Genomic DNA, 22,296 nt, shown 5'->3' on the forward strand with positions numbered 1-22,296 from the left:
TGCGCAAGGCCACGGGATATGGTGCAAGTCTTTGATCTGCAACAATAAACACTTGCCGCCCATTTTTTAAGCAGCCACTTTCCCCACAACTTCTGTGGATAAAATTGTTAGCAAGGGCGAGCGTGGCCTGCCAAGTCATTGATTTTCATCATGAAAGCTTCTATGCAAACATTTTCATCACGCAAGTTTGCGCTTCCCGGAGTTCCTCACATATTCTGTGGATATCTTTGTGCGTAACAGCCATGGCCTATCGCAAAGTCCTTGATCTATAAGGGAATTCATACATTGCCCGGTAATGTAGCATCGGCGTTTACCCTTAATAATCATGTGTTTACAAAAAATCCTTGCGATACGAAGTGATATGTGACATAAGCATGACCGCTTTCAAAAAGTGTGGACAGGTCAAACATGCATAGCCCCGAACCGAACCAGGTCATTACAGTCAGCGCCCTCAACCAGGCGGTTGCCCGCTTGTTGGAGCGCTCTTTCCCCTTGCAGTGGATATCTGGGGAAATCTCCAATTTCACACGGGCAAGTTCGGGCCACTGGTACTTCACCCTCAAGGACGACGGCGCCCAAGTGCGGGCCGTCATGTTCCGCGGCCGGTCGCAGTACGCCGGCTTCGTGCCGCGCGAGGGCGACAAGGTGGAGGTGCGGGCCCTGGTGACCCTGTACGGGCCGCGCGGCGACTACCAGATCAATGTGGAGGCGATCCGCCGCGCCGGCGTGGGTTCCCTGTTTGAAGCGTTTCAGCGCCTGAAGGAGCGCCTGGCGGCGGCCGGCCTGTTCGATAACGAGCGCAAGCGCGCCCTGCCCTTGTTCCCGCGCACCATCGGCATTGTCACCAGTCCGCAGGCGGCAGCCTTGCGCGATGTGCTGATCGCCCTGCACCGCCGCGCGCCGCATGTGCAGCTTGTGCTCTACCCGACCCTGGTCCAGGGCCAGCAGGCCGGCGCGCAGATCGCGGCCGCCATCGACACCGCGTCGCGCCGCGCCGAATGCGATGTGCTGCTGGTCGTGCGCGGCGGCGGCAGCATGGAAGACCTGTGGTGCTTTAACGAGGAAGTGGTCGCTTATGCCGTGGCCAATTGCGCCATCCCCGTGGTGTCCGGGGTCGGCCACGAGACCGATTTCACCATCTGCGACTTTGCCGCCGACGTCCGTGCCGCCACCCCGACCGCCGCCGCGGAACTGGCGGCGACGCCGCGCGCCGACTGGCTCGGTTCCCTGCGCGCCGACGCCACCGACTTGCGCCGCGCCATGCGCCGCGCCCTCAGCGACGCCACGCAAACGCTGGACAACCTGCAGCGCCGCCTGCTCAGCCCCACGGCCCGCATCGCCCAGCAGCGCCTGCAACTGCAGTCCTTGTCCACCGCCATGAGGCATGCCACGCACAATCCGCTGCAGCAGGCGCGCTTCACTGTCGACCGCCTGGCTGGCCGCCTGGCGGCGCGCAAGCCGGATGCGACGGCGGCACGCGCGGCGATGCAGGCGCTGCAGCACCGTGCCGGCGCCAGCATGCGCAACCAGCTGGCGCAACGGCGCGACGCCTTGCATGCGCTGTCGGCGCAACTGGAATTACTGAATCCCCAGCGCACGCTGGAACGCGGCTACGCCATCGTCACCGATGCTGCCGGCGCCGTGCTGCGCCACCCGTCGCAGATCAAACCCGGACAATCGCTGGGCGTACGCCTGGCCGAGGGCAGCGCCGATGTCGGCGTGGCCACCGTGCAGCCGACGCTTACCTAGCGTTCGTATTACAATAGTGGCCGTTTCGGCAAAAATAACTTTTCGTCTCAATCAAAAGGAAACATTCATGGAACATACCCTGCCACCACTGCCGTATGCAATGGACGCGCTGCAGCCGCACATCTCCAAGGAAACCCTGGAATTCCACTACGGTAAGCACCACCAGGCTTATGTCACCAACCTGAACAACCTGATCAAGGGCACCGAGTTCGAGAACCTGTCCCTGGAAGAGATCGTGAAGAAATCTTCCGGCGGCGTGTTCAATAACGCAGCCCAGGTTTGGAACCACACCTTCTACTGGAACTGCATGGCGCCTAACGCCGGCGGCGCTCCAAGCGGTGCCGTGGCTGATGCCATCAACGCCAAGTTCGGTTCCTTCGACAACTTCAAGGCGGAATTCACCAAGTCCTGCGTCGGCAACTTCGGTTCCGGCTGGACCTGGCTGGTGAAGAAGGCCGACGGCTCCGTCGAAATCGTCAACACCTCCAACGCAGCTACCCCGCTGACCGGCGCCGACAAGCCGCTGCTGACCTGCGACGTGTGGGAACACGCTTACTACGTTGACTACCGCAACGCCCGTCCTAAATATGTTGAAATCTTCTGGAACCTGGTGAACTGGAACTTCGTGGCTCAGAACTTCGCTTAATCGCGATCTGCGCCAGAATAGAAAGCCCGCTTTTTGAGCGGGCTTTTTTTTTCGATCAGCCTATGCCGGCTAGTGTCTGACCCTGCGGGTCAGACACTGATTTGCCGGTTTTGCCGAGCGCAGCACGCTGCGAAACCGGTCACCCAGTGTCAGCCCATGGGATCAGACACTAGTTTGCTCCTCTAGACACTGATCACGACCTTGCCGAAGTGATTGCCCGAGGCCAGGTGCTGGTAGGCTTCGCGCGCCTGGTGGATGTCGAACACGCGGTCCACCACCGGCTTGATGTTGCGCTGGGAAACCAGGCGCGACAAATCTTCCTGCATCTTGCGGCTGCCGACATAGATCCCGCTCATGCTCTTGCCCCCAATGACGATGCCGAGCAGCTGGACGCTGGTTTCAAAGCCGCCGCCCAGGCCGCCGATCACGGCCACCTTGCCGCCCATGCCGGCCGACGCGATGGAGCGCGCCAGCGTGTCCTGACCGCCCACTTCCAGCACCAGGTCAACGCCAGCGCCATTGGTGGCGCGCAGCACTTCCTCCTGCCACTCGGGGTTTTTGCGGTAGTTGATCAGGACATCGGCGCCAAGTTCGCGCGCCTTTTCCAGCTTGGTATCGCTGGACGAGGTGATGATGGTGCGCACGCCCGCCGCCTTGGCCAGCTGCAGCGCCCAAATCGACACGCCGCCGGTACCCAGCAGCAGCACCGTGTCGCCAGCCTTCAGGCCGCCTTCCACGAACAGCGCATTCCAGGCAGTGACGCCGGCGCAAGTAAGGGTGGCTGCTTCTTCATAGCCCAGGTGGGGCGGAATGGCAGCCACGCCGTCCTCGTGGATCACCAGCTCTTCCGACAGTGCGCCGGTGCCGCCGGCGCCCAGCGTGACGGCAGTCTTGCCCGGCGTGACTTTGCCGTCCGCCCACTCGGGGAAGAAGGTGGTGGCAACCCGGTCGCCCACGCGGAAACGCTCCACACCCGGGCCCACTTCGATCACTTCGCCAGCGGCATCGGAACCGGGCACCACGGCACCCTCGCCGCTGGTCGGATAGCTGCCATGGGCGACCATCAGGTCGCGGTAGTTCAGGGCAACGGCGCGTACCTTGACGCGCACCTCGTGGTGTTGCAATTCGCGCTTGGGCAGCGTCACGGCTTCCAGGCTTTCGATACCGGCGCCAGGGGTGATGTGGTAAGCGTGCATTTGGAACTCCTTACAAGTTGTGGTTGAGTGCAAAGAACTATATAGTTTCCTTGCACTCCACAGTGGTGGAGTTTTCTCAACAGATTGTCGCCTGGGTGGAAACAATATGAATGAACGACTGAACGGGATCAATGTCTTTGTGCAAGCGGTGGAGGCCGGCAGCTTCTCCGCCGCCGCCACCCGCCTGCACCAGACCCGCTCCGCCGTGGCCAAGGCGATCGCCAGGCTGGAAGAGCGCTTGGGCGTGCGCCTGTTCCACCGCACCACACGCAGCCAGAACCTGACCGAGGCCGGCCAGTCCTATTACGAGCGCTGCGTACGCGCCCTGGCCGAACTGGACGAGGGCGAAGCCTGCATCGGCAGCGGGCGCAGCGAACCGACCGGACGCCTGCGCATCAGCGTGCCGGTGCTGTTCGGGCGCCAGTTCGTGGCGCCCTTGATGATGGAGCTGGCCCAGCGCTATCCGCGGCTGACCATCGACATCTCGTTCAATGACCGCGTGGTCGACCTGGTGGATGAAGGCTTCGACCTTGGCCTGCGCGTGGGGCCCCTGCCCGACTCCAGCAGCCTGGCCGCGCGCCACCTGGGGCAGCAGCGCATGCTGATCTGCGCCGCGCCGTCCTACCTGCGCGAGCAGGGCGCACCGCAGGACTTGCAGGATGTGGCCCGCCATGCCGGCGTCCTGTATTCGCGCGGGCGGGTGATCAAGGCGTGGACGGTCGCCCTGCCGGATGGGCGCACGCGCGACCTGCTGCCGCAGCAACGCATGCTGCTGGACGACCTGCAGGCGATTGCCGACGCGGCGGCGCGCGGGATGGGTTTGGCCTGGCTGCCCTGCTGGCTGGTCGCTCCCTATGTCAACCGCGGCGAATTGCAGGTGCTGTTCGATTGCGGCGAGATGGAAGCCTCGCGCATGCACCTGGTGTGGCCGCACACGCCCTATATGTCGGCCAAACTGCGCGTGGCGATCGACACGCTGCTCGAAGTCACGCCGATCTACCTGGCCAGCGCCGAAAAGAACCCGGCGATCGGCTAGGCGCCGCGTTCCACGTCGTCGTGTTCCTGGCGCCAGGCGCCGGGCAGCGATTCGACGTGGTCGACGTCGATATCCGCGCCATCCGGCGCCGGGGTGTCGCGGCCCGCGCCGGCGCGCTCCCCCGTGCCTTGGGCATCGGAATCGCTATCGAGTTCGGTATCGCCGGGGCCGCCTTGCACGTCGCTGCCGGAATCGGATGAATCGCTGGGACCGAGCGTCCCGGTGTCATGGCCCTTGCGCAATTCGCGGTCGGGCTGGACCGGCATATTGTCCGGATCGAGGGTACTGGTTCCTGACATGGTGTCCTCCTGTTTCCAATAAATCTAACGATTTTGGCCGCCAGGGGGCGCAGTGTTGGAAGATGCCAACACTATAATGTTAGGGTAATAATACTAAAATATCTTCAGTTGTATGCCATTTGTACCAAATTTTCACCGTTAGTATAAGGTTTTCCCAATATGTAACTTTCAAAAAACATGGAACGCTTTCCTGTGCGGCGCCTGCAGGGGTCCGTTGATGCAGATCAAAAAGGCATTTACCTTAGGTCAACACTAGTACAATTCAGACTTGAACAAATTGCACAGGAGTGCCTGCAGAATGAGTAGTTTTGACGCAACCAATAAGCGCCTGAAAAACATTCATACTCGCATCCCGGAGTTCCCGGAAGACTTGGTACGCCTGCTGCGCATGACCTATCACGTCCAGAAACGCATGAAGGATCTGGCGAATTCGGTATTGCGCAAGTATGACCTGGTCGATGCCAGCTACATGGTGCTGGCAGTGCTGTATGGATCGGAAAATGAGACTTCGACGGCCTCCAATCTGGGCGAAGCCTGCATGGAAAAGCCGGCCAACCTGACCCGGGTCTGCAACGACCTGGAAGCCCAGGGTCTGATCACCCGCGGCAACCGCCCAGGCGACCGCCGCTGCGTGATGATCACCTTGACCGACGCCGGCCGCAACCTGATCGAACAGGTGATGCCGGAAGTCTGGACGCGCACCACGCGCGCCTACGACGGCTATAACGGCGACGATATCCGCGTGCAGGAACAGCTGTTCAAGCGACAACTCGCCAACCTGGATGTGACGGCCTGACCCGCCGGATAACAAAAAGCCCGCTTCGCAGCGGGCTTTTTTTTATTGCATTACTTCTGCGGCTTGGTGTGCTTCATGGCATACGCCAGGTGCTCCCACCAATGCTCGCGCGACTGCACGTTGAGCATGCAGGTGCGGTCGATTTCTTCCTTGAAGACCTGGTCGCGGCATTGCTTGTTGGCCAGCGCATTGCGCTGGTTTTCGGCATTGACCACGGCCACCACCAGCCAGAACACCAGCCCGGACAAGAGGACCACCAGGGTCCAGGCCAGGTGGTTGACCCAGGTGTGCTGCACCAAGCCGGCCTCGTCAGGGGCCGACTCCCGGAATGCTCGCATCACGCCTTCTTCACGATGTTCCATGCTTTACTTTTTGCTTGCTGCAGCCTTGGCAACCAGATAGTCCGCCACCACCAGCGCGGCGGCCTGGGACTGCTCTTCCGGCTGGTCAGGACGGCCCGCCATCGAAGGCGAAGTCATAAAACGGCCATCGATCACCAGGGTCGGAGCATATTCAACGCCATACTGGCTGAGCACAGTGTTGATACGCTTCATTTTAGACTCGACACCAAAGGATTTATAGGTGCTTTCGTACTTGGCCTTGTCAACGCCGGCGCTCACCAGCACGGCCGTTACGTCCTCTTCGCGCGGCAGGCGCTTGTGTTCCTTGTGCAAGGCCTCAAACAGCTTCTGGCCGGCGCTCTCCGGGGCGCCCATGGCTTCCAGGGTCACGTAGGCGCGCGCCAGCAAATCGCGCTCGTTACGGGCAAAGTGGATGCGGCGGAAGTGGATCTTGTCCGCGTTCTGCTTGACCCAGGCCGACAGGCGCGGCTCGAGCGCGTAGCAGTGGGGGCAAGTGAACATGAAGAACTCGACGACTTCCACCTTTTTGCCGGGGGCTTCGGTGCGCACCGGGGTGGAAAGTGTCTTATAGTCGACGCCCTCTTTCGGCTCGGCGGCGTAAGCGCCGGCGGCGGTGAACATCAGGGCGGCAGAAGCAATCAGCAGTCGCAGCAAGCGCATGGTCATCCTTACGGGTAAGTGGTAAACGCCGCGAGATTACCATTTTTTGCGCGCTGTGATGAGCCCCGTGGGCCAAATTGGCGCCAACGGGGCTGAATTAAGCCTGCTTTAAGGGCTTAGAAGTCGTAGCGTGCCGAGACTTTCAGCTGGCGGCCGTTGTCCGGGTAGATCCCGCCACGGCAGGAGAACGCCTGGCTGTAGTGGTCCTTGTCGAACAGGTTCAGCGCAGTCAGCGCCAGTTCCCACTGACCGAATTTGCGCGCGTAGCGGCCATCGACGGTGGTGTAGGCTGGCATGCGGGCGTCGCAGCTGTTGTCGAAGTCGCCGCCGTAGCGCTGCTTGGAGACGCGCTGCACGCCGATGTCGGCGCTCTGGCCGTTGGACGGCAGCCATGCCAGGCGCACGGTCACGGTGTTCTTCGGCACCAGCGCCAGCTCGCGGCCGGCGTTCGGACCGGAGCGGAATTCGGCGTCCACCTGCTGGAAGTGGCCCTGCACTTCCCATGCCGGGGCAAAGCGGTAGCGGCCATCGAGCTCGACGCCCTGGCGGCGGGTCGGCGCCAGGTTGGTGTTGGTGCCGTACGGGGCGATGGTCGGATCGTAATAGATTTCGTTTTCCAGGTTATGGCGGAAGACGCGCGCATCGGCCTTGAACGGGCCTGCCGCGTAGTCCAGGCCAATCTCGGCATCATGCGAAGTCTGGGTTTGCAGCGGCTTGTTTTGCAACGGCGTCGAGGCGTTGTCGTCAGCGTTGGCGACGCGATAGCTCTGGCCGGCCTTGGCCCATGCGGTCAAGCCAGGCGCCGCCAGCATGCTGCCCTGTACTTCCCAGGCGTTATGGGCCTGCTTGACGCTGTAGTTAGGGTTGAAGGGCAGATCAACCGTGTCCTTGTCGAACAGCTCGCGGCGCGCCCCTGCCGCCAGGCGGAACTGCTGTCGGCCGCCGAATTTCAATTCATCACGCACGTAGATTGCCTTGCTGCGCTGGGTGGCGTCGGCAGCCGAATATTTCGACTCGCTAACCCGGTTCCAGTGACCGAAATCAAAGCCCGTTACCAATTCATTCAGCAGGCCGCCAAATTGGGCCAGGTGGCGCACTCGCGGCGAGAACTGGCTCTGCTTGCTCTCGTAGGAGTACATCGAGCCGAAGGAGTAGGAGTCCACGTCCTTTTTGCGATGCGACAGTTCGGCAGCCAGGTCGAAAGCGCCGACCTTGTGTTCCCAGGAGGCGGTGTAGCGGTCGCTGTCCATCTTGCCGAAATCGTTCGGCGTCAGGGTCTGCCGCGGGTCGGCGTTGAAGCGGGCTTCCGACAGGCCACCGGCAAAACGCTGGTCCTGGCGCGCGATGTCGGCGCGCAGGGAAACGCGGCCAAAGCCGCTGTCGAAATGCAGGCCGCCATTGAAGCGCGACTGCTTGAAATCGTTGTTGGCGCGGTAGTTGTCGGTGCGCTGGTGGCCGGCCGACGCGTCGATGGCGAAGCCGTTGAAGCCCTGCACCACGCTGCCGCGCACTTCACCGCTCTTGTACTGGCCCAGTTCAGTGAACACGTTGCCGCTGTGCTCGCCGTTTTTCGGCCGCTTGGTGACGATCTGGATCACGCCACCGGTGGCGCCTTCGCCATACAGTACGCTGGCGCCGCCGCGCATGATGTCGATACGCTCCACCAGGTCGATCGGGATGGTGGACAGGGTTGCGCTGATCTGCTCATTCTCGCTCAGGCGCACGCCATCGACCACGATCACCACGTTCTGGTCGCTGTTGGTGCCGAAGCCGCGCAGGTCCAGGCCGAAGTCAGGGCTGCCGGTCAGGCTTTGGCGGCCGTACACGCCGCCGATCTTGCGGATCGCCTGGTTGACGTCGGAGGCGCCGGCGCGGCGGATCTCAGCGGCAGTGATGGTGGTGGCGCCGATCGGCAGCAGCGACGGGTCGCTGGCGAAACGGGAACCGGAAATGACAACGGTGTCAGTTTGGGCTTGGACCGGTGCGGCAAAGCACAGGGCAACAGCTGCGGCAACGGCGCAGCGCGAGGCGAGAATGGTCATGGCTAAAACAATAGAAAGAGTATCCGCCTGCGTCCCCGCAGCCGGAATCCACAGAAGTCGCGCCCGCTGTGGGCACGCTTCCACCTCCTTGGCCGGTATCCGGGCTGGCAAGACGGACCGCCCCACCTTCCTGCCGGCCGGTATGCACCGGCAGTGGTTTTGGGGGCGGCCTGCCGTCGCATGGACGGCGCCTGCGTACCGTTGCGGGGGCAGCACATCGCGTTTCCCGTTTAACTGCACCCATGAACAGGGTGCGGGCACCAAAGCGCCTGCATTATACGCCGCTTGAAGGTGCCTTAAAAGTTTGTCAAGCGGCCGAAGTCGGGCTATATTTTCGCGTTGCAAAAAATTTAATGGAGATATATGCGCATCGCAAAAATGTTGGCCGTGGCCGCCCTGCTGGGCGGCGTCGCGGTCCAGGCCAGGCTGTGGGCGGAAGGCGGCAGCCCGGCCACCGTCCCGGAAACGGGCACCGGCATCCCCCTGGCGCCGGCCAAGGCCGCCGCCGTCACCCAGCCCAGCGCCGCCGGCGCCTGGGGCGGCGTGCGCAGCGGCCAGGAAGCCACGCTGTCCGACCGCGTGGTGGACTACCGGATCGAGGCCAGTCTGGATCCGGTCAAACACACTATCGACGGCAAGCAGCGCCTGGCCTGGCGCAACCGCAGCGCGCAGCCGGTGCGCAGCGTCTACCTGCACCTCTACCTGAACGCTTTCCAGAACGGCAACAGTACCTTCCACACCGAACAGCGCAGGAACGGCAACGGCATCCGCAATAGCGAGTTGAGCAAGGATAACGAGTGGGGCTATACCGAATTGCGCAGCGTGCAGCAGGGGGGCGCCAAGGTGCCCTGGACCTTCGTGCACCCCGATGGCGGGCCGGCGGCCGACCAGACGGTGGTGCGCATGGACTTGCCGCAGCCGGTGGCGCCCGGCGCCAGCACCACGCTCGACATCGACTTTTTCGACCAGCTGCCGCGCGTGATGGCGCGCACCGGCTACTTCGACAGCTTCCACCTGGTGGCGCAATGGTTCCCCAAGATCGCCGTGCTGGAGCTGCCGGGCGAACGCGGCGCCACCGCCGTGCGCTGGAATGCCCATGAATTCCATGCCGAATCGGAGTTTTACGCCGATTTCGGCAATTACGATGTGACGCTGACCGTGCCCAGGGAGTACACCGTGGGCGCCACCGGCGAGCTGCAAGGCGCGCCGGTCGAAAAAGACGGCAAGCTGACCCACCACTATGTGCAGGGCGATGTGCACGATTTCGCCTGGACCGCCGACAAGCACAGCGCCAAGCCCCTCACCGATACCTGGACCGGTCCGGGCAGTCCGCAAGTGAAGCTCACCGTGCTGTACCCGCAGGAATTCGCCTCCAACGCGGCGCCGGCCATGAAGGCGGCCAAGGATTCGCTGGACTACTTCTCCCGGACGCTGGGCCCCTACCCCTACAAGACGCTGACGGTCGTGATCCCGCCGCATAACGCCAGCGAAGCGGGCGGCATGGAATACCCGACCTTCTTCACGGCCGACAGCTACGCCGGTCTGAAGCCTGATACCGCGGCGGCCGGCTTGCTGGACTTCGTCACGATCCACGAATTCGGCCATGGCTATTTCTACGGCATCCTGGCCAGCAACGAATTCGAGGAACCCTTCCTGGATGAAGGCCTGAACGAATTCTGGAACCAGCGCATGATCCGCGACACCGGGCGCAAACTGCACCTGACCACGCCGTTCCTGCGTTCCATCGGCTTCGCGCCCGTCGTCAATGGCTTCGAGTTCGAGCGCCAGGGCGCCCCGCGCGAAGAGCCGTCCGATCCGCTGGGCCAGAACGCCTATGACCGCCTGCAAGGCATCGGCCCAGTGTATTCGCGCACCACGCTGGCAATGCACGACCTCGAAGCGCAGCTGGGCAAGGACACCATGGAGCGCGCCTTCAAGGAGTACTACCGCCGCTGGAAATTCCGCCATCCTAGCGTGGCCGACTTCCGCGAAACCCTGGCCGATGTCAGCGGCCAGCGCAAGCTGGTGGAAACCGTGTTCGCGCAGCAGGTGTATAGCGCGACGCGGGTGGACGACCGCATCTCCGCCCTCACCAGCGAAGAAGTGCTGCCGCGCCCGGGCCTGCAATCGGAGCAAGGCAAGCGCATCGACCTGTCCGAAGAGCAGGCCGACAAACGCGCCGAAGCGCAGCGCGAGGCCTGGGAGAAGGCCCATCCGGACGCCAAGCCGGGCACGGGCCCCTTCCCTTACCTGACGCGCGTTACCGTGCGCCGCCGCGGCGCCGACGTACCGCAAACGCTGGTCGTCACTTTCGCCGACGGCAGCAAGGAGACCGTCGCCTGGGGCGGCGAACAGCGCTGGCAGACGTTCGAGTGGACCAAGCCGGTCAAGGCGGTGTCGGCCCAGCTCGATCCGGAAGGCAAACACCTGCTCGACGTAAGCAAACTCGATGACAGCCGCACTCTGAAGAAAGACGGCAGCGCCTCGCGCCGCTGGACCTTCGACCTGGCCGCCATTATCCAGTCCTTGATTTCCCTGATCGCCACCGTATGAAGCTGACTACCAATCTCAATCGCGCCGGCCGCTCCGCCCTGCAATGGCGCCTGCTGCTGGTCTGGCTGGCCGCCGTGCTGCTGCCGACCGCCCTGCTGGCCCTGCCCTTCTGGCTCGCCCTGTCGTCCCTGCTGGACCAGTCGGTGCGCGCGCCGGAACTGGCGCACGCCCTCAACCTCGCCGCAGTTACCGACATCTTCAGCGAAGTGCGCCGCAACGGCACGGCGCTGCAGGCCGGCGGCCTGGCCGCGCTCATCCTGACCTTGCTGATGTCGCCATTTCTGACCGGTGTCATCGTCACCGCCGCACGCGCGCCGCAGACGGCCACCTTGCGCGAGCTGGCAGCGGGCGGCGTTGCCGAATATCCGCGCATGTTCCGCATGCTGCTGTGGGCCATCGTACCGCTGGGCATCGCCATCGCCCTGGGCGGCGCGCTGATGGACGCCGCCGAGGACTATGCCGGCAAGGCGGTGCTGGAATCGGATGCGTCGCCATGGCAGCTGGCGGCGACCATGGCGACCGCACTGCTGGTGCTGCTGGCCAATCTCACGCTGGACGCGGGCCGCGCCCAGCTGGCCATCGACCGCCGCCGTACCTCCGCGGTCAAGGCCTGGTGGTGGGGCGTCAAGCTGCTGCTGCGCCGCCCCGGCGCCATGCTGGGCAGCTACGCCTTGCTGACGGTGGGCGGCCTCCTGCTGGCGGCACTGCTGGCCGTGGCGCGCCTGAATGTGGGCGGCAGCAATGCCTTGCTGCTGCTGGCGGCCTTCGCGCTGGCGCAGCTGATCGCCTTGACCGTGGCGTGGATGCGCACAGCGCGCCTGTTTGCCCTGATGGCGGTGTCTGCAACAAACCACTGACAGGCGTATATTGGTGGGCATGACGACTTTGCCCACCTTTTTCCTGTCCCACGGGGGCGGCCCATGGCCCTGGATGCGCGAGCAGTTCGGCGGCGCTTACGACCAGCTGGATGCTTCACTGCGCGATCTGCCACGCCAGGCCGGCGGCAAGCCGCACGCCCTGCTGGTGGTCACCGCGCATTGGGAGGGACGCGACTTCCTGCTGTCCTCCTCGGCCAGGCCGCCGATGATCTACGACTACGGCGGTTTTCCGCCGCATACCTACCAGATCCAATATCCCGCGCCGGGTTCGCCTGCGCTGGCGGCGCGCGCGGCCGAGCTGCTGGGCGGGGGCGCCCGCCTCGATCCCGAACGCGGCCTCGATCACGGCACCTTCAGCGCCATGTATCCGGCCTTCCCGGACGCGGATGTGCCGATCGTGCAGCTGTCGCTGCGCCATGGACTCGACCCGGCGCAGCACCTGGCTGCCGGCCGCCTGCTGCGGCCCTTGCGCGACGAAGGAGTGTTAATCGTCGGCAGCGGGCTCAGTTACCACAATCTGCGTGCGTTCAATGCGGCTGGCGCCGAGCCGTCGCAGGCGTTCGATGCCTGGCTGCGCGAGACCATGGCGGCGGCGCCGGCTGAACGTACTTCACGCTTGCTGGCGTGGGAGCGCGCACCGGCGGCGCGCATGGCGCATCCGCGCGAGGAGCATTTGCTGCCCTTGATGGTGGCGGTGGGCGCGGCCGAGGATGCGGCGGCGGAGGTGGTGTATCACGAAGACCGCTTCATGGGGGCGTTGGCGGTCAGTAGTTTCAAGCTGGGCTGAAACCGGTAAACCAGTGTCAGACCCGCGGGGTCCGACACTTGATACGCGGCTGCCGCAGGCCAGGGGTCAGACCCTTGGGTCTGACCCCGGTTTACCGGTTTTCGCGGCGCGTCACGTCCCGCGCTTACCCTTCATGCGCTCGGCCTCTTTCTCGGCCGCCTTGCGCGCGGCTTCTTCCGTCTTGACCCGCTCTTCCTCGGCATAGATCGCCAGCGCTTGCGCGCGGGTTGCCGGCGTCTCCAGCGAAATGCGCCCCAGCGCGCCGCTACGGTAGTCCAGCAGCAGCATGTGCGACGCCTTTTCAAAGTCCCAGTCGCCGCCCTTCAGACGGTAGCTGCGCAGCTGCGCCACGCGCTCGATCAGGGCGACGCCGTCCATGGCCGACACGTCGGCCTTGTAGCGCGCCTTCAGCATCTCCGGATAGCGTTTCAGCAGTTCCTCCGCCAGCCACACCGCCACCTCCTCCTCGATCAGGGCATTCGCGCCGATCGCGTGCGAAGCCGCCAGCGCCATGCCGTCGGACGGCATCTCGATCTTCGGCCACAGCAGGCCGGGCGTATCGATCAGCACCGTCTCCATATCGAGATAGATCTTCTGCTGCTGCTTGGTGACGGCCGGCTCGTCGCCCACCTTGGCCACGCGGCGCTTGAGCAGCGCGTTCATCAGGGTCGACTTGCCGACGTTGGGAATCCCCATGATCATCATGCGCAGCGGCTTGATCGCCTCGTTGCGGTGCGGCGCCAGCTTACGCGCCTTGGAGATCACCTTGGCCACGTCGGACGGCTTCTTGGTCGTCATCGCATAGGCGGTGACGGTCTTGTCCTGTTCGAAGTGGCGGATCCACGCCGCGGTGGCGTCCGGATCGGCCAGGTCGATCTTGTTCAGGATTTTCAGGCAGGGGCGCTGGCGGAACTTGCGCAGTTCCTCCACCAGCGGGTTGCAGCTGGCCGCAGGCAGGCGCGCGTCGACCACTTCAATGACGACATCGACGTCGGCCATCTGTTCCGCCGCCTTTTTCTTGGCGGCGTTCATATGTCCGGGGAACCATTGGATAGACATGCTCTTGCCTTACGAATCGAATGAACAATCCGCCATTTTACCTCAAGACCACCCAGCCGAACGAGGTGTCGGTACGGGCGCCACTGGCCTTGGGTGAGATGCCGAAACGACAAGTTTGCAGCCAGCTCACCGCATCGCGCGACACGGCAGCTTCGAAATAGCTGGCTTCCGGCATGATGCGCTGCGCCTTGCCATCCGCATCGACCAGGAAGCGCAGCTTGATGGCGGCGCGGCCGTCGGGCCGCTGGTCGAGGTTATCGTAGCGCAGGAAATGGCGCGAGGCGGCGCAGCTGCCGGGCAGCAGCATGGGGCGCAAGGGCGCCGCGCCTTCCAGCGTCCAGGCGTACTGGATCGGGAACTGGGTGCCTTCGCGCGCCGCCGCCAGGCCCGGCTTGAAGCGGCAGCGCGCCAACCCGGCCAAGGCCGCCTGGTCGAGAATGGCCCAGCCGCTGCCCTGTTTTACCTGGGCGTTGCGCACGGCGCCGTCCAGACCGATCTGGAACTGCAGCGCCGTACTGCCTTCGACTTCGTAGCGCAGCGCCTCGCGCGGCCATTCCGGCGCCGTGCAGCTGGCCGGCGTGGTCAGCGACGCATACGGAAAGACGCTGGCGCCGGCCAGCCCGAGCAGCAGGGACAGCATGTCAGATCTCGGCCAGGGCTTTCAGATGGGCCACCACGCTGCGCCCCAGTGCCGACAAGTTATAGCCGCCTTCCAGGCAGCTGACGATGCGGCCCTGCGCATGCTGGCGCGCCACCGCCATCACCTGCTGCGTCATCCAGGCGTAGTCGGCTTCGACCAGGCCCATGCCGCCCAGGTCGTCCTCGCGGTGCGCATCGAAACCGGCGGAAATGAAGAGCATCTGCGGCTGGAAGGCGTGCAGCGCGGGCAGCCATTTTTCCTGCACCAGCTGGCGTACCACATCGCCTTTGGAGCCGGCCGGCACCGGCACGTTGACGCGGTTCGGCGTCTCCGGCAGCACTTCGGAGTAAGGATAGAAAGGATGCTGGAAGAAGCTGACCATCAGCGCGCGCGGCTCGTCCAGCAAGGCTTCCTCGGTGCCGTTGCCGTGATGGACGTCGAAGTCCACCACCGCCACCCGCTCCAGGCCGCGCACATCGAGCGCGTGCTTGACGGCGATCGCCACGTTGTTGAACAGGCAGAAGCCCATCGGCTCGGTCGGACGCGCATGGTGGCCCGGCGGACGCACCGCGCAAAAGGCGTTGTCGATTTCGCGGTCGATCACGGCATCGGTGGCAGCGAGGGCGGCGCCGGCCGCGCGCCGCGCCGCGTTCCAGCTGTGGGCGTTGAGCGAGGTATCGCCGTCGATCGGGTAATAGTCGCCGCCGGCCGGCAGGTGGTCGCGCACGATGGCGATGGCGTTGGCGCTATGGTTGCGGGCGATCGACGACTCGTCAGCCAGGGGCGCTTCGCGGTGCTCCAGCAGGCCATCGATCTGGGCATTGATCAACTGGTCGGAAATGGCTTGCAGGCGGGCCGGACATTCGGGATGCCAGTCGCCCATTTCGTGGCGGCGGCAGTCGGGATGGCTGTAAATTGCTGTGCTCATGAATCGCGTTCTCGCATAGAATGTGTGTCTAATCTACCACGCGGCGCGACGAGTACCCAAACCATGTATACCAAATTACACGCCGTAGCACGCCAGGTCGGCCAGGTCATCGTCGGCAAGGAACTGCAGGTGCGCCAGTCCCTGGTTTGCCTGCTGGCCGGCGGCCACTTGCTGCTCGAAGACTTGCCGGGCGTCGGCAAAACCACCTTGTCGCACGCCCTGGCCATGTCCCTGGGCCTGCAGTTCAACCGCATCCAGTTCACCAGCGACCTGCTGCCGGCCGATGTGGCGGGCGTGTCGATTTATGAGCGCGAGCTGAGCGCCTTCACCTTCCACCCCGGGCCGATTTTCACGCAAGTGCTGCTGGCCGACGAAATCAACCGCGCCACGCCGAAGACGCAGTCCGGCCTGCTGGAGGCGATGGAAGAGCGCCAGGTGTCGGCCGACGGCGTGACGCGCCCGCTGCCCGAACCGTTCTTCGTCATCGCCACCCAGAACCCGACCCACCAGGTGGGAACCTTCCCCCTGCCCGAGTCGCAGCTGGACCGCTTCCTGATGTGCATTTCGCTGGGCTATCCGGACGCCGCCGCCGAACGGGCGCTGCTGATGGGCGAAGACCGCCGCCAGATGCTGAAGCACCTGCAGCCCGCCATGACCCCGGCCGAACTGGCGGCGGCGCAGCAATCGCTGCGCCAGATCCACGCCGCGCCGGCCCTGATCGATTATGTGCAGGCGCTGGCGCAAGCCTCGCGCCAGAACGGCTTCTTCGCCGAAGGCCTGAGCCCGCGCGCCGCGCTGGCCCTGCTGCAGGCGGCGCGCGCCTGGGCCGCGATGGAAGGGCGCAACCACGTCATGCCGGAAGACGTGCAGGCCGTGCTGGTGCCGGTCTGCGCGCACCGCCTGCGTCCGCTCAAGTCGTCGCACGGCACCGCGCTGGCCAGCCGCGACCTGGTGCTGCAGCTGCAAAAATCCGTGCCGGTATAAGGTTCCAGCCGATGTTTGCCGCAACGCGGAGATGGCTGATGGGCTGGATCTTCCAGCTCAAGGAGAAGGAACCGGGCGAGGTGCAGCTGGTGATGCGGCGCGTTTTCATCCTGCCGACGCGGCCCGGCCTGGCTTTTGTCGGACTGCTGCTGATCATGCTGATCGGCTCCGTCAACTACAACCTGGGCCTGGGTTTTGTCTTGACCTTCTTCACCGGTTCCTGCGCCGTGGTCGACATGTACATGACAGCCAAGAACCTGGCCTTCCTGCACCTGGCCCCGGGCCGTGCCCACCCGGTATTCGCCGGCGACGAGGCCCAGTTCGAACTGCACGTGCGCAATCGCACACCGCGCGACCGCTACGCCGTCTGGCTCGGCTTCCAGGACGAGGGCGAACCGCGCCAGGCGGTCGACGTGGCCGCCGGCGGCAGCGCCTCGCTGGTGCTGTCGCGCCCCAGCACGGAGCGCGGCTGGCTCGAGGCGCCGCGCGTACGCCTGTTCACCCGCTTCCCGCTTGGCCTGTTCGGCGCCTGGGCCTATTGGCGGCCGGACCTGAAAGTGTTGGCCTACCCGCAGCCGGAAGTGGCGCCGCCGCCGCTGCCCACCAGCGGCGCGGCGCGCGAAGACGGCTACGGCACCGTGGGCCTGGATAATTTTTCCGGCATCCGCAATTACCAGCCGGGCGACCCGATGCGCCACCTGGCCTGGCGCCAAATCGCGCGCCTGCACCCGGCCGACGGCGGCAACCTGGTGAGCAAGCATTTTGAAGGTGGCGCCGTGTCCGACCTGCTGCTGGACCTGAACGCGCTGCCGCCCATGCTCGATATCGAAGTGCGGCTGTCGCGCCTGACCGCCTGGGTGCTGGAGGCGGAGCGGCGCGCCGTGCCCTACGCCCTCCACGCGGGCCACCGGCAGATCGAGCAGGGCCTGGGCGAGGCGCATTGCGCCGCCTGCCTGCGCGCGCTGGCCCTGTACGGCAAGGAGGGGGCATGATCGCCGCGCTCGCCAAACTGGCCGGGCCGCTGACGCGCGACAAGGCCGACACCCTGCTGCTGCTGCTGGCGGCCATCCTGGTGCTGGCGCCCCACTTCGACCACCTGCCGCTGTGGACCTCGGCCACCATCTGCCTGACCCTATTCTGGCGCGCCGCCATCACCATGCGCGGCAGCCGCCTGCCCCCTCTATGGCTGTTGGTGCCAGTCTCGCTGCTGACGATGGGCGGCGTCTACCTGAACTTTCGTACCCTGCTCGGGCGCGAGGCCGGCGTCACCATGCTGGCCCTGCTGCTCACCTTCAAGCTGTTGGAGATGCATGCGCGGCGCGACCTGTTCGTGGTGACCTTCCTGTCCTTCTTCCTGCTGCTGACCAATTTCTTCTACTCGCAGTCGATCGGCACCGCGCTGGTGATGGTGGCCACCATCGTCGTGCTGCTGGCGGCGCAGATCACCTTCCAGTTCACCGGCGCCGTGCCGCCGCTGGCGACGCGCCTGAAGCTGGCCGGCCGGGTGTTCCTGGTGGCCGCGCCGCTGGGCGTGTTCCTGTTCGTCGCCTTCCCCCGCATCCAGGGACCGCTGTGGGGCCTGCCGGGCGATGCCGGCGGCAAGAGCGGCATGTCCGACACCATGTCGCCCGGCTCCATCACCAGCATGGCCTTGTCGGAGGAAGTGGCGTTCCGCGCCAAGTTCGACGGCCCGGCGCCGCTGCAGCAGCAGCTGTACTGGCGCGGCCCGGTGCTGAGCAATTATGACGGGCGCACCTGGAGCCGCATCGGCCGGCCGCAGACGCCTGTCGCCGTCTACCGCCTGGGACGGCAATTGGGCCTGACCGGCCCCGCCCACCGTTACGAGGTGACCCTGGAACCGGGCCGGCGCCAGTTCCTGTTCATGCTGGAGCTGAGCGAACCGCTGACGGCGCTGGAAGACGCCAGCCCGGCGTACACCGACGAACTGGAACAGCTGGCCCACGCCAACAGCGACAAGCGCATGCGCTACGAAGCCGTGGCGCATCCCGCCTATGCCGCACAGACCGCCCTGTCCCCGGCGACGCTGGAACGCTGGCTGCAGCTGCCGCAGGGCTTCAACCCGCGCACCCTGCGCTACGCAGCCGGCATCCAGGCGCTGCGCGCCGAACGCGGCGACGACGCCGCCATCGCCGCCGTGCTGGATAACTTCCGCCAGGGTTTCGAATACACGCTGGAGCCAGACCGGCTCGGGCGCGATGCGGTCGACGAATTCCTGTTCCAGACGCGCAAGGGCTTCTGCGAACATTTCTCCGGCGCCTTCGTCTACGTCATGCGCGCGGCCGGGCTGCCGGCGCGCGTGGTGAACGGCTACCAGGGCGGGGAACTCAATCCGGTCGACGGCTACTACACCGTGCGCCAGTCCGATGCCCACGCCTGGAGCGAAGTCTGGCTCGGCCCGCAACGGGGCTGGGTGCGCGTCGACCCGACCGCCGCCGTGGCGCCGGAACGCATCCGCACCAGCCTGGCGCAGGCCTTGCCGCAAGATGCGCCTTTCGGATTGCAAGGCTTGGTCGAGCTGTCGCGCGACCAGGCATCCTGGCTGGCGCAACTGCGTTTCAACTTAAGCGCAGTAAATAATGCTTGGAATCAATGGATCCTCGACTACAATCCAAACAGGCAGGAAAATTTCCTCAGGGAACTAGTTGCCGCTCTGGGGGACTGGCGCCTGCTGGCCGGACTGGCCTTGTTCGCCGGCCTGATCATGCTGGCGAAATACCGGCGGGCCTGGCGCAGGCGCGACCCCGTTGATGCGGCCTATCTCGCCTTCTGCCGCCTGCTGGCGCGCTACGGCATCGCCAGGGCGCCGGACGAAGGTCCGCTCAGCCTGGCGCTGCGCGTGCGGCAACTGAAGCTGCCGCGCGAGAAACTGGCGGCCATGACGGCATTCCTGGAGCTGTACGGCGCCCTTAAATATGGTGCGCCGCCGGCACAAAACGAGGCGCAGCCACTGACACGGCTGCATAGATTACTGAAGCAATCCCGATGACATTTTTAAAGCAATTCCCCACTACCCTGCTGGCCATGGCCTGCCTCGGCCTGGCTGCGGCCCCGGCCGCCAACGCGGCCGCGCACGCGCCGGCCAAGAGCGCCAAGGCGCCGAAAAAGCCCGCCATCGATTACAGCGGCGAGTTCGTCAACTTCGGCCAATGGAAGGACGTCCAGCAATTCATGGGCGACCTGGAACAGAAGCATGGCATCCCGCTCGCCGAGTCGGAAAAGCTGTTCCTCGAACTGCGCTATATCGATGCCGCGGTCCAGCTGGTCAAGCCGGCGCCGCCAGGCAAGCCGAAAAACTGGCAAGCCTACAGTGCCCGTTTCATCGAACCGAAACGCATCCGCGCCGGCATCGATTTCTGGAACGCCAACCGCGATGCCCTGGCGCGCGCCGAAGCCCTGTATGGCGTGCCGGCCGAGATCATCGTCGGCATCATCGGCGTGGAAACCCTGTATGGCCGCGACATGGGCAAGTTCCGCGTGCTCGACGTGCTGGCCACCCTGGCCTTCTCCTACCCGCCGACGCCGAACCGCGAAGTGCGTATGGCCTTCTTCCGCAGTGAGCTGGAAGCGGCCATTGTCTCGTCGCGCCAGGCCGGGCTCGATCCGCTGGCGCTGACCGGATCGTATGCCGGCGCGGTCGGCCTGCCGCAATTCATGCCGGGCAATATCTACACGCTGGGCGTGGACTTCGACAACGACGGCAAGGTGGATTTGCGCAATTCGCCGTCCGACGCGATCGGCAGCGTCGCCAACTTCCTGGTGGCGCACGGCTGGAAACGTGACGATCCGGCGCCGCTGGCCTACCCGGCCACCATGTCGCCCGAACGTGCCTGGGAAAAATACCTGAACGGCGGCCTGGATCCCAAGTATCGCGGCGAAGAGCTGCTGGCGGCCGGCGTGCACCCGGCCACGGATTTGCCGCCGGGAATGTACGGCCTGGTGGATTTGCAGAACGGCTCGGAAGCGACCGAATACTGGGTCGGCAGCAACAATTTCTTTTCGATCACTAAATACAACAGGAGTTATTTCTATGCCATGTCGGTGGTCGAACTGGGGAAAGCCATCAAGCTTTCAATGAAAGAAACTATGTAACATCGTGTAACTTGTGTGATAAGCAAGGGTGCAGAATTACCGTAACACAAAAATTCAGGTAGAATTCTCTCAGAATGTTGCGGTAGGACAACGCGTTTTCGAGAGCAATATACTATTTTTTGTTGCACGCAAGTACTGCTGACCGTACTGTTGTACAATTGTGTATATATTATGAAACTTGTTAAACAGGAATCCGTTTCAGGATTCAAGGTCGTTAGCAGGACAACTTTAGAGAAGGAACAGAAGACATGACCAACCAAGTCGGTACTGATATGAACAACGAGTCGGAAGGCGATGATCTGCTGCAGTACAACCCGAACCGCCTGCTCGACACCCTGATCGAAAACCTGCGCCTGAAGAATGACGCGGCGCTGTCGCGCGCGCTGGAAGTGGCGCCGCCGGTGATCTCCAAGATCCGCCACCACCGCTTGCCGGTTGGCGCATCGCTGCTGATCCGCATGCACGAGGTTTCCGACCTGAGCATCCGTGACCTGCGCTACCTGATGGGCGACCGCCGCAACAAGTTCCGCATCAGCGACAAGCAGTTCAAGCCGAAAGAAGGCATCGGCGGCTCGTCCGACAGCAAGGGCTGATCGCGGCCCCTGTTGTCACCCTCCCCGCCCGGGGAGGGTGGGCGGTATCGCGCTTTATGCCGGGAACACCCCGGTCGAGAGATAGCGGTCGCCGCGATCGCAGACGATGAACACGATCGTCGCGTTTTCCACTTGCTGCGAAATGCGCAGCGCAATTTCACAGGCCCCCGCGGCCGAAATCCCGCAGAAGATGCCTTCCTCGGCAGCGAGGCGGCGCGCCATGCGCTCGGCCGCGGCCTGCGACACGTATTCCACCTGGTCGACACGCGCCTTGTCGTAAATTTTCGGCAAGTAGGCTTCCGGCCATTTGCGGATGCCCGGGATCGACGAACCCTCTTCCGGCTGGGCGCCGATGATGCGGATATGCTCGTTCTGCTCCTTCAGGAATTGCGACACGCCCATGATGGTGCCGGTGGTGCCCATGGCGGAAACGAAATGGGTGACGCGGCCTTCCGTATCGCGCCAGATTTCCGGGCCCGTGCCCTCGTAATGGGCGCGCGGATTGTCGCCGTTGGCGAACTGGTCGAGGATCAGGCCCTTGCCGTCCTTTTGCATCTGCTCGGCCAGGTCGCGGGCGTATTCCATGCCGCCGGTTTTCGGCGTCAGGATGATGTTGGCGCCGTAGGCGGCCATGCTCTGGCGCCGCTCTTCGCTCAGGTTTTCCGGCATCAGCAGCACCATCTTGTAGCCGCGGATCGCCGCCGCCATGGCCAGCGCGATGCCGGTGTTGCCGCTGGTGGCCTCGATCAGGGTGTCGCCCGGTTTGATCTGGCCGCGCTCCTCGGCCCGGCGCAGCATCGACATGGCGGCGCGGTCCTTGACCGAACCGGCCGGATTGTCGCCTTCCAGCTTGCCCAGGATGATATTGCCGCGCGCGGCCGCTTCGGCGCCGGGGATGCGCACCAGCTGCACCAGCGGCGTATTACCGATGGTATCGGCGATTGTCTTGTATCCCATGTTTCCTGCTTCGGTTGGTTC

21 protein-coding genes and 1 riboswitch are annotated in these 22,296 nt (G+C 64.4%); of the genes, 12 read left to right on the forward strand and 9 right to left on the reverse strand.

Annotated elements, in window-relative coordinates; translation table 11 throughout:
• Positions 1 to 408 precede the first annotated feature (408 nt).
• Entirely contained in the window at positions 409 to 1,749 is a 1,341-nt protein-coding gene (xseA, locus tag H597_RS0100580; protein WP_028100408.1) for an exodeoxyribonuclease VII large subunit, read from the forward strand.
• A gap of 67 nt (positions 1,750 to 1,816) precedes the next feature.
• Positions 1,817 to 2,395 (forward strand): superoxide dismutase [Fe], encoded by a 579-nt coding sequence (sodB, locus tag H597_RS0100585; RefSeq protein WP_028100409.1) that lies wholly within the window; start codon positions 1,817 to 1,819, stop codon positions 2,393 to 2,395.
• A 182-nt stretch (positions 2,396 to 2,577) separates the two neighbouring features.
• On the opposite strand, the gene H597_RS0100590 is transcribed toward sodB, so the two are convergent.
• Positions 2,578 to 3,591 carry a zinc-dependent alcohol dehydrogenase family protein gene (locus H597_RS0100590; RefSeq protein WP_028100410.1) on the reverse strand — a complete coding sequence of 338 codons (1,014 nt, stop codon included), beginning with the start codon at positions 3,589 to 3,591 and terminating at the stop codon, positions 2,578 to 2,580.
• Positions 3,592 to 3,697: 106 nt separating this feature from the next.
• On the opposite strand from H597_RS0100590, the gene H597_RS0100595 reads away from it, so the two are divergent.
• On the forward strand, positions 3,698 to 4,627 hold the full coding sequence (locus H597_RS0100595) for a LysR family transcriptional regulator (RefSeq protein WP_028100411.1): 930 nt from the start codon (positions 3,698 to 3,700) through the stop codon (positions 4,625 to 4,627).
• Here the strand turns inward: H597_RS0100595 and H597_RS29220 are convergent.
• Positions 4,624 to 4,926 carry a hypothetical protein gene (locus H597_RS29220; protein WP_051293423.1) on the reverse strand — a complete coding sequence of 101 codons (303 nt, stop codon included), beginning with the start codon at positions 4,924 to 4,926 and terminating at the stop codon, positions 4,624 to 4,626. The genes H597_RS0100595 and H597_RS29220 overlap by 4 nt on opposite strands.
• 298 nt (positions 4,927 to 5,224) lie before the next feature.
• Here H597_RS29220 and H597_RS0100605 point away from each other — a divergent pair, with 298 nt between their 5' ends.
• Positions 5,225 to 5,722 (forward strand): MarR family winged helix-turn-helix transcriptional regulator, encoded by a 498-nt coding sequence (locus H597_RS0100605; protein ID WP_028100412.1) that lies wholly within the window; start codon positions 5,225 to 5,227, stop codon positions 5,720 to 5,722.
• 50 nt (positions 5,723 to 5,772) lie between these two features.
• Here the strand turns inward: H597_RS0100605 and H597_RS34530 are convergent, their stop codons facing one another.
• The 3 genes from H597_RS34530 to H597_RS0100620 all read right to left on the reverse strand — a co-directional run bounded on the left by H597_RS34530 (position 5,773) and on the right by H597_RS0100620 (position 8,786).
• The gene (locus H597_RS34530) at positions 5,773 to 6,084 is read right to left on the reverse strand and encodes a hypothetical protein (RefSeq protein ID WP_028100413.1); all 312 of its coding nucleotides are present in this window, start codon (positions 6,082 to 6,084) and stop codon (positions 5,773 to 5,775) included.
• Between the two features lie 3 nt (positions 6,085 to 6,087).
• Positions 6,088 to 6,744, reverse strand: coding sequence for a thiol:disulfide interchange protein DsbA/DsbL (locus H597_RS0100615; protein WP_028100414.1), 657 nt, complete (start codon positions 6,742 to 6,744; stop codon positions 6,088 to 6,090).
• A 116-nt stretch (positions 6,745 to 6,860) separates the two neighbouring features.
• Positions 6,861 to 8,786, reverse strand: a complete 1,926-nt coding sequence (locus tag H597_RS0100620; RefSeq protein WP_035372824.1) for a TonB-dependent receptor — start codon at positions 8,784 to 8,786, stop codon at positions 6,861 to 6,863.
• Positions 8,787 to 8,859: 73 nt separating this feature from the next.
• Positions 8,860 to 9,066: riboswitch (cobalamin riboswitch) on the reverse strand.
• 83 nt (positions 9,067 to 9,149) lie between these two features.
• Here H597_RS0100620 and H597_RS0100625 point away from each other — a divergent pair.
• Genes H597_RS0100625 through H597_RS0100635 form a run of 3 tightly spaced genes read left to right on the forward strand, consistent with a single transcriptional unit; the run spans position 9,150 to position 13,004 of the window.
• Positions 9,150 to 11,339 carry a M1 family metallopeptidase gene (locus H597_RS0100625; protein WP_028100416.1) on the forward strand — a complete coding sequence of 730 codons (2,190 nt, stop codon included), beginning with the start codon at positions 9,150 to 9,152 and terminating at the stop codon, positions 11,337 to 11,339.
• Complete coding sequence (locus H597_RS29225; RefSeq protein WP_051293424.1) at positions 11,336 to 12,196, forward strand: hypothetical protein; 861 nt, start codon at positions 11,336 to 11,338, stop codon at positions 12,194 to 12,196. The genes H597_RS0100625 and H597_RS29225 overlap by 4 nt, the downstream gene beginning before the upstream one ends.
• Positions 12,197 to 12,215: 19 nt before the next feature.
• On the forward strand, positions 12,216 to 13,004 hold the full coding sequence (locus tag H597_RS0100635) for a DODA-type extradiol aromatic ring-opening family dioxygenase (protein WP_028100417.1): 789 nt from the start codon (positions 12,216 to 12,218) through the stop codon (positions 13,002 to 13,004).
• 111 nt (positions 13,005 to 13,115) lie between these two features.
• Here H597_RS0100635 and ylqF read toward each other — a convergent pair whose 3' ends face one another.
• From ylqF to H597_RS0100650, 3 genes are read right to left on the reverse strand one after another with little or no spacing between them, the layout of a single operon-like run.
• On the reverse strand, positions 13,116 to 14,063 hold the full coding sequence (ylqF, locus tag H597_RS0100640; RefSeq protein WP_083940889.1) for a ribosome biogenesis GTPase YlqF: 948 nt from the start codon (positions 14,061 to 14,063) through the stop codon (positions 13,116 to 13,118).
• Between the two features lie 37 nt (positions 14,064 to 14,100).
• Positions 14,101 to 14,703 (reverse strand): energy transducer TonB, encoded by a 603-nt coding sequence (locus tag H597_RS32965; RefSeq protein WP_051293425.1) that lies wholly within the window; start codon positions 14,701 to 14,703, stop codon positions 14,101 to 14,103.
• Between the two features lies 1 nt (position 14,704).
• Positions 14,705 to 15,631, reverse strand: a complete 927-nt coding sequence (locus H597_RS0100650; RefSeq protein WP_028100419.1) for a histone deacetylase family protein — start codon at positions 15,629 to 15,631, stop codon at positions 14,705 to 14,707.
• Positions 15,632 to 15,694: 63 nt separating this feature from the next.
• Here H597_RS0100650 and H597_RS0100655 point away from each other — a divergent pair, with 63 nt between their 5' ends.
• From H597_RS0100655 to H597_RS0100675, 5 genes are all read left to right on the forward strand, one after another.
• A complete protein-coding gene (locus tag H597_RS0100655; protein WP_028100420.1) occupies positions 15,695 to 16,615 on the forward strand; it encodes an AAA family ATPase in 921 nt (306 codons plus the stop codon).
• Between the two features lie 38 nt (positions 16,616 to 16,653).
• Positions 16,654 to 17,607: a DUF58 domain-containing protein gene (locus H597_RS0100660; protein ID WP_229632062.1), complete on the forward strand. Its 954-nt coding sequence runs from the start codon at positions 16,654 to 16,656 to the stop codon at positions 17,605 to 17,607.
• Entirely contained in the window at positions 17,604 to 19,622 is a 2,019-nt protein-coding gene (locus H597_RS0100665) for a transglutaminase TgpA family protein (protein ID WP_028100422.1), read from the forward strand. The genes H597_RS0100660 and H597_RS0100665 overlap by 4 nt, the downstream gene beginning before the upstream one ends.
• Positions 19,619 to 20,725 (forward strand): lytic murein transglycosylase B, encoded by a 1,107-nt coding sequence (gene mltB / locus H597_RS0100670; RefSeq protein ID WP_035372825.1) that lies wholly within the window; start codon positions 19,619 to 19,621, stop codon positions 20,723 to 20,725. The genes H597_RS0100665 and mltB overlap by 4 nt, the downstream gene beginning before the upstream one ends.
• Positions 20,726 to 20,973: 248 nt before the next feature.
• Positions 20,974 to 21,318 carry a hypothetical protein gene (locus H597_RS0100675; RefSeq protein WP_028100424.1) on the forward strand — a complete coding sequence of 115 codons (345 nt, stop codon included), beginning with the start codon at positions 20,974 to 20,976 and terminating at the stop codon, positions 21,316 to 21,318.
• A gap of 54 nt (positions 21,319 to 21,372) precedes the next feature.
• Here H597_RS0100675 and cysM read toward each other — a convergent pair whose 3' ends face one another.
• Positions 21,373 to 22,275, reverse strand: coding sequence for a cysteine synthase CysM (gene cysM / locus H597_RS0100680; protein ID WP_028100425.1), 903 nt, complete (start codon positions 22,273 to 22,275; stop codon positions 21,373 to 21,375).
• Between the last annotated feature and the right edge of the window lie 21 nt (positions 22,276 to 22,296).

It is taken from the genome of Pseudoduganella violaceinigra DSM 15887 (assembly GCF_000425385.1).
GTDB classification, from domain to species: domain Bacteria; phylum Pseudomonadota; class Gammaproteobacteria; order Burkholderiales; family Burkholderiaceae_D; genus Rugamonas; species Rugamonas violaceinigra.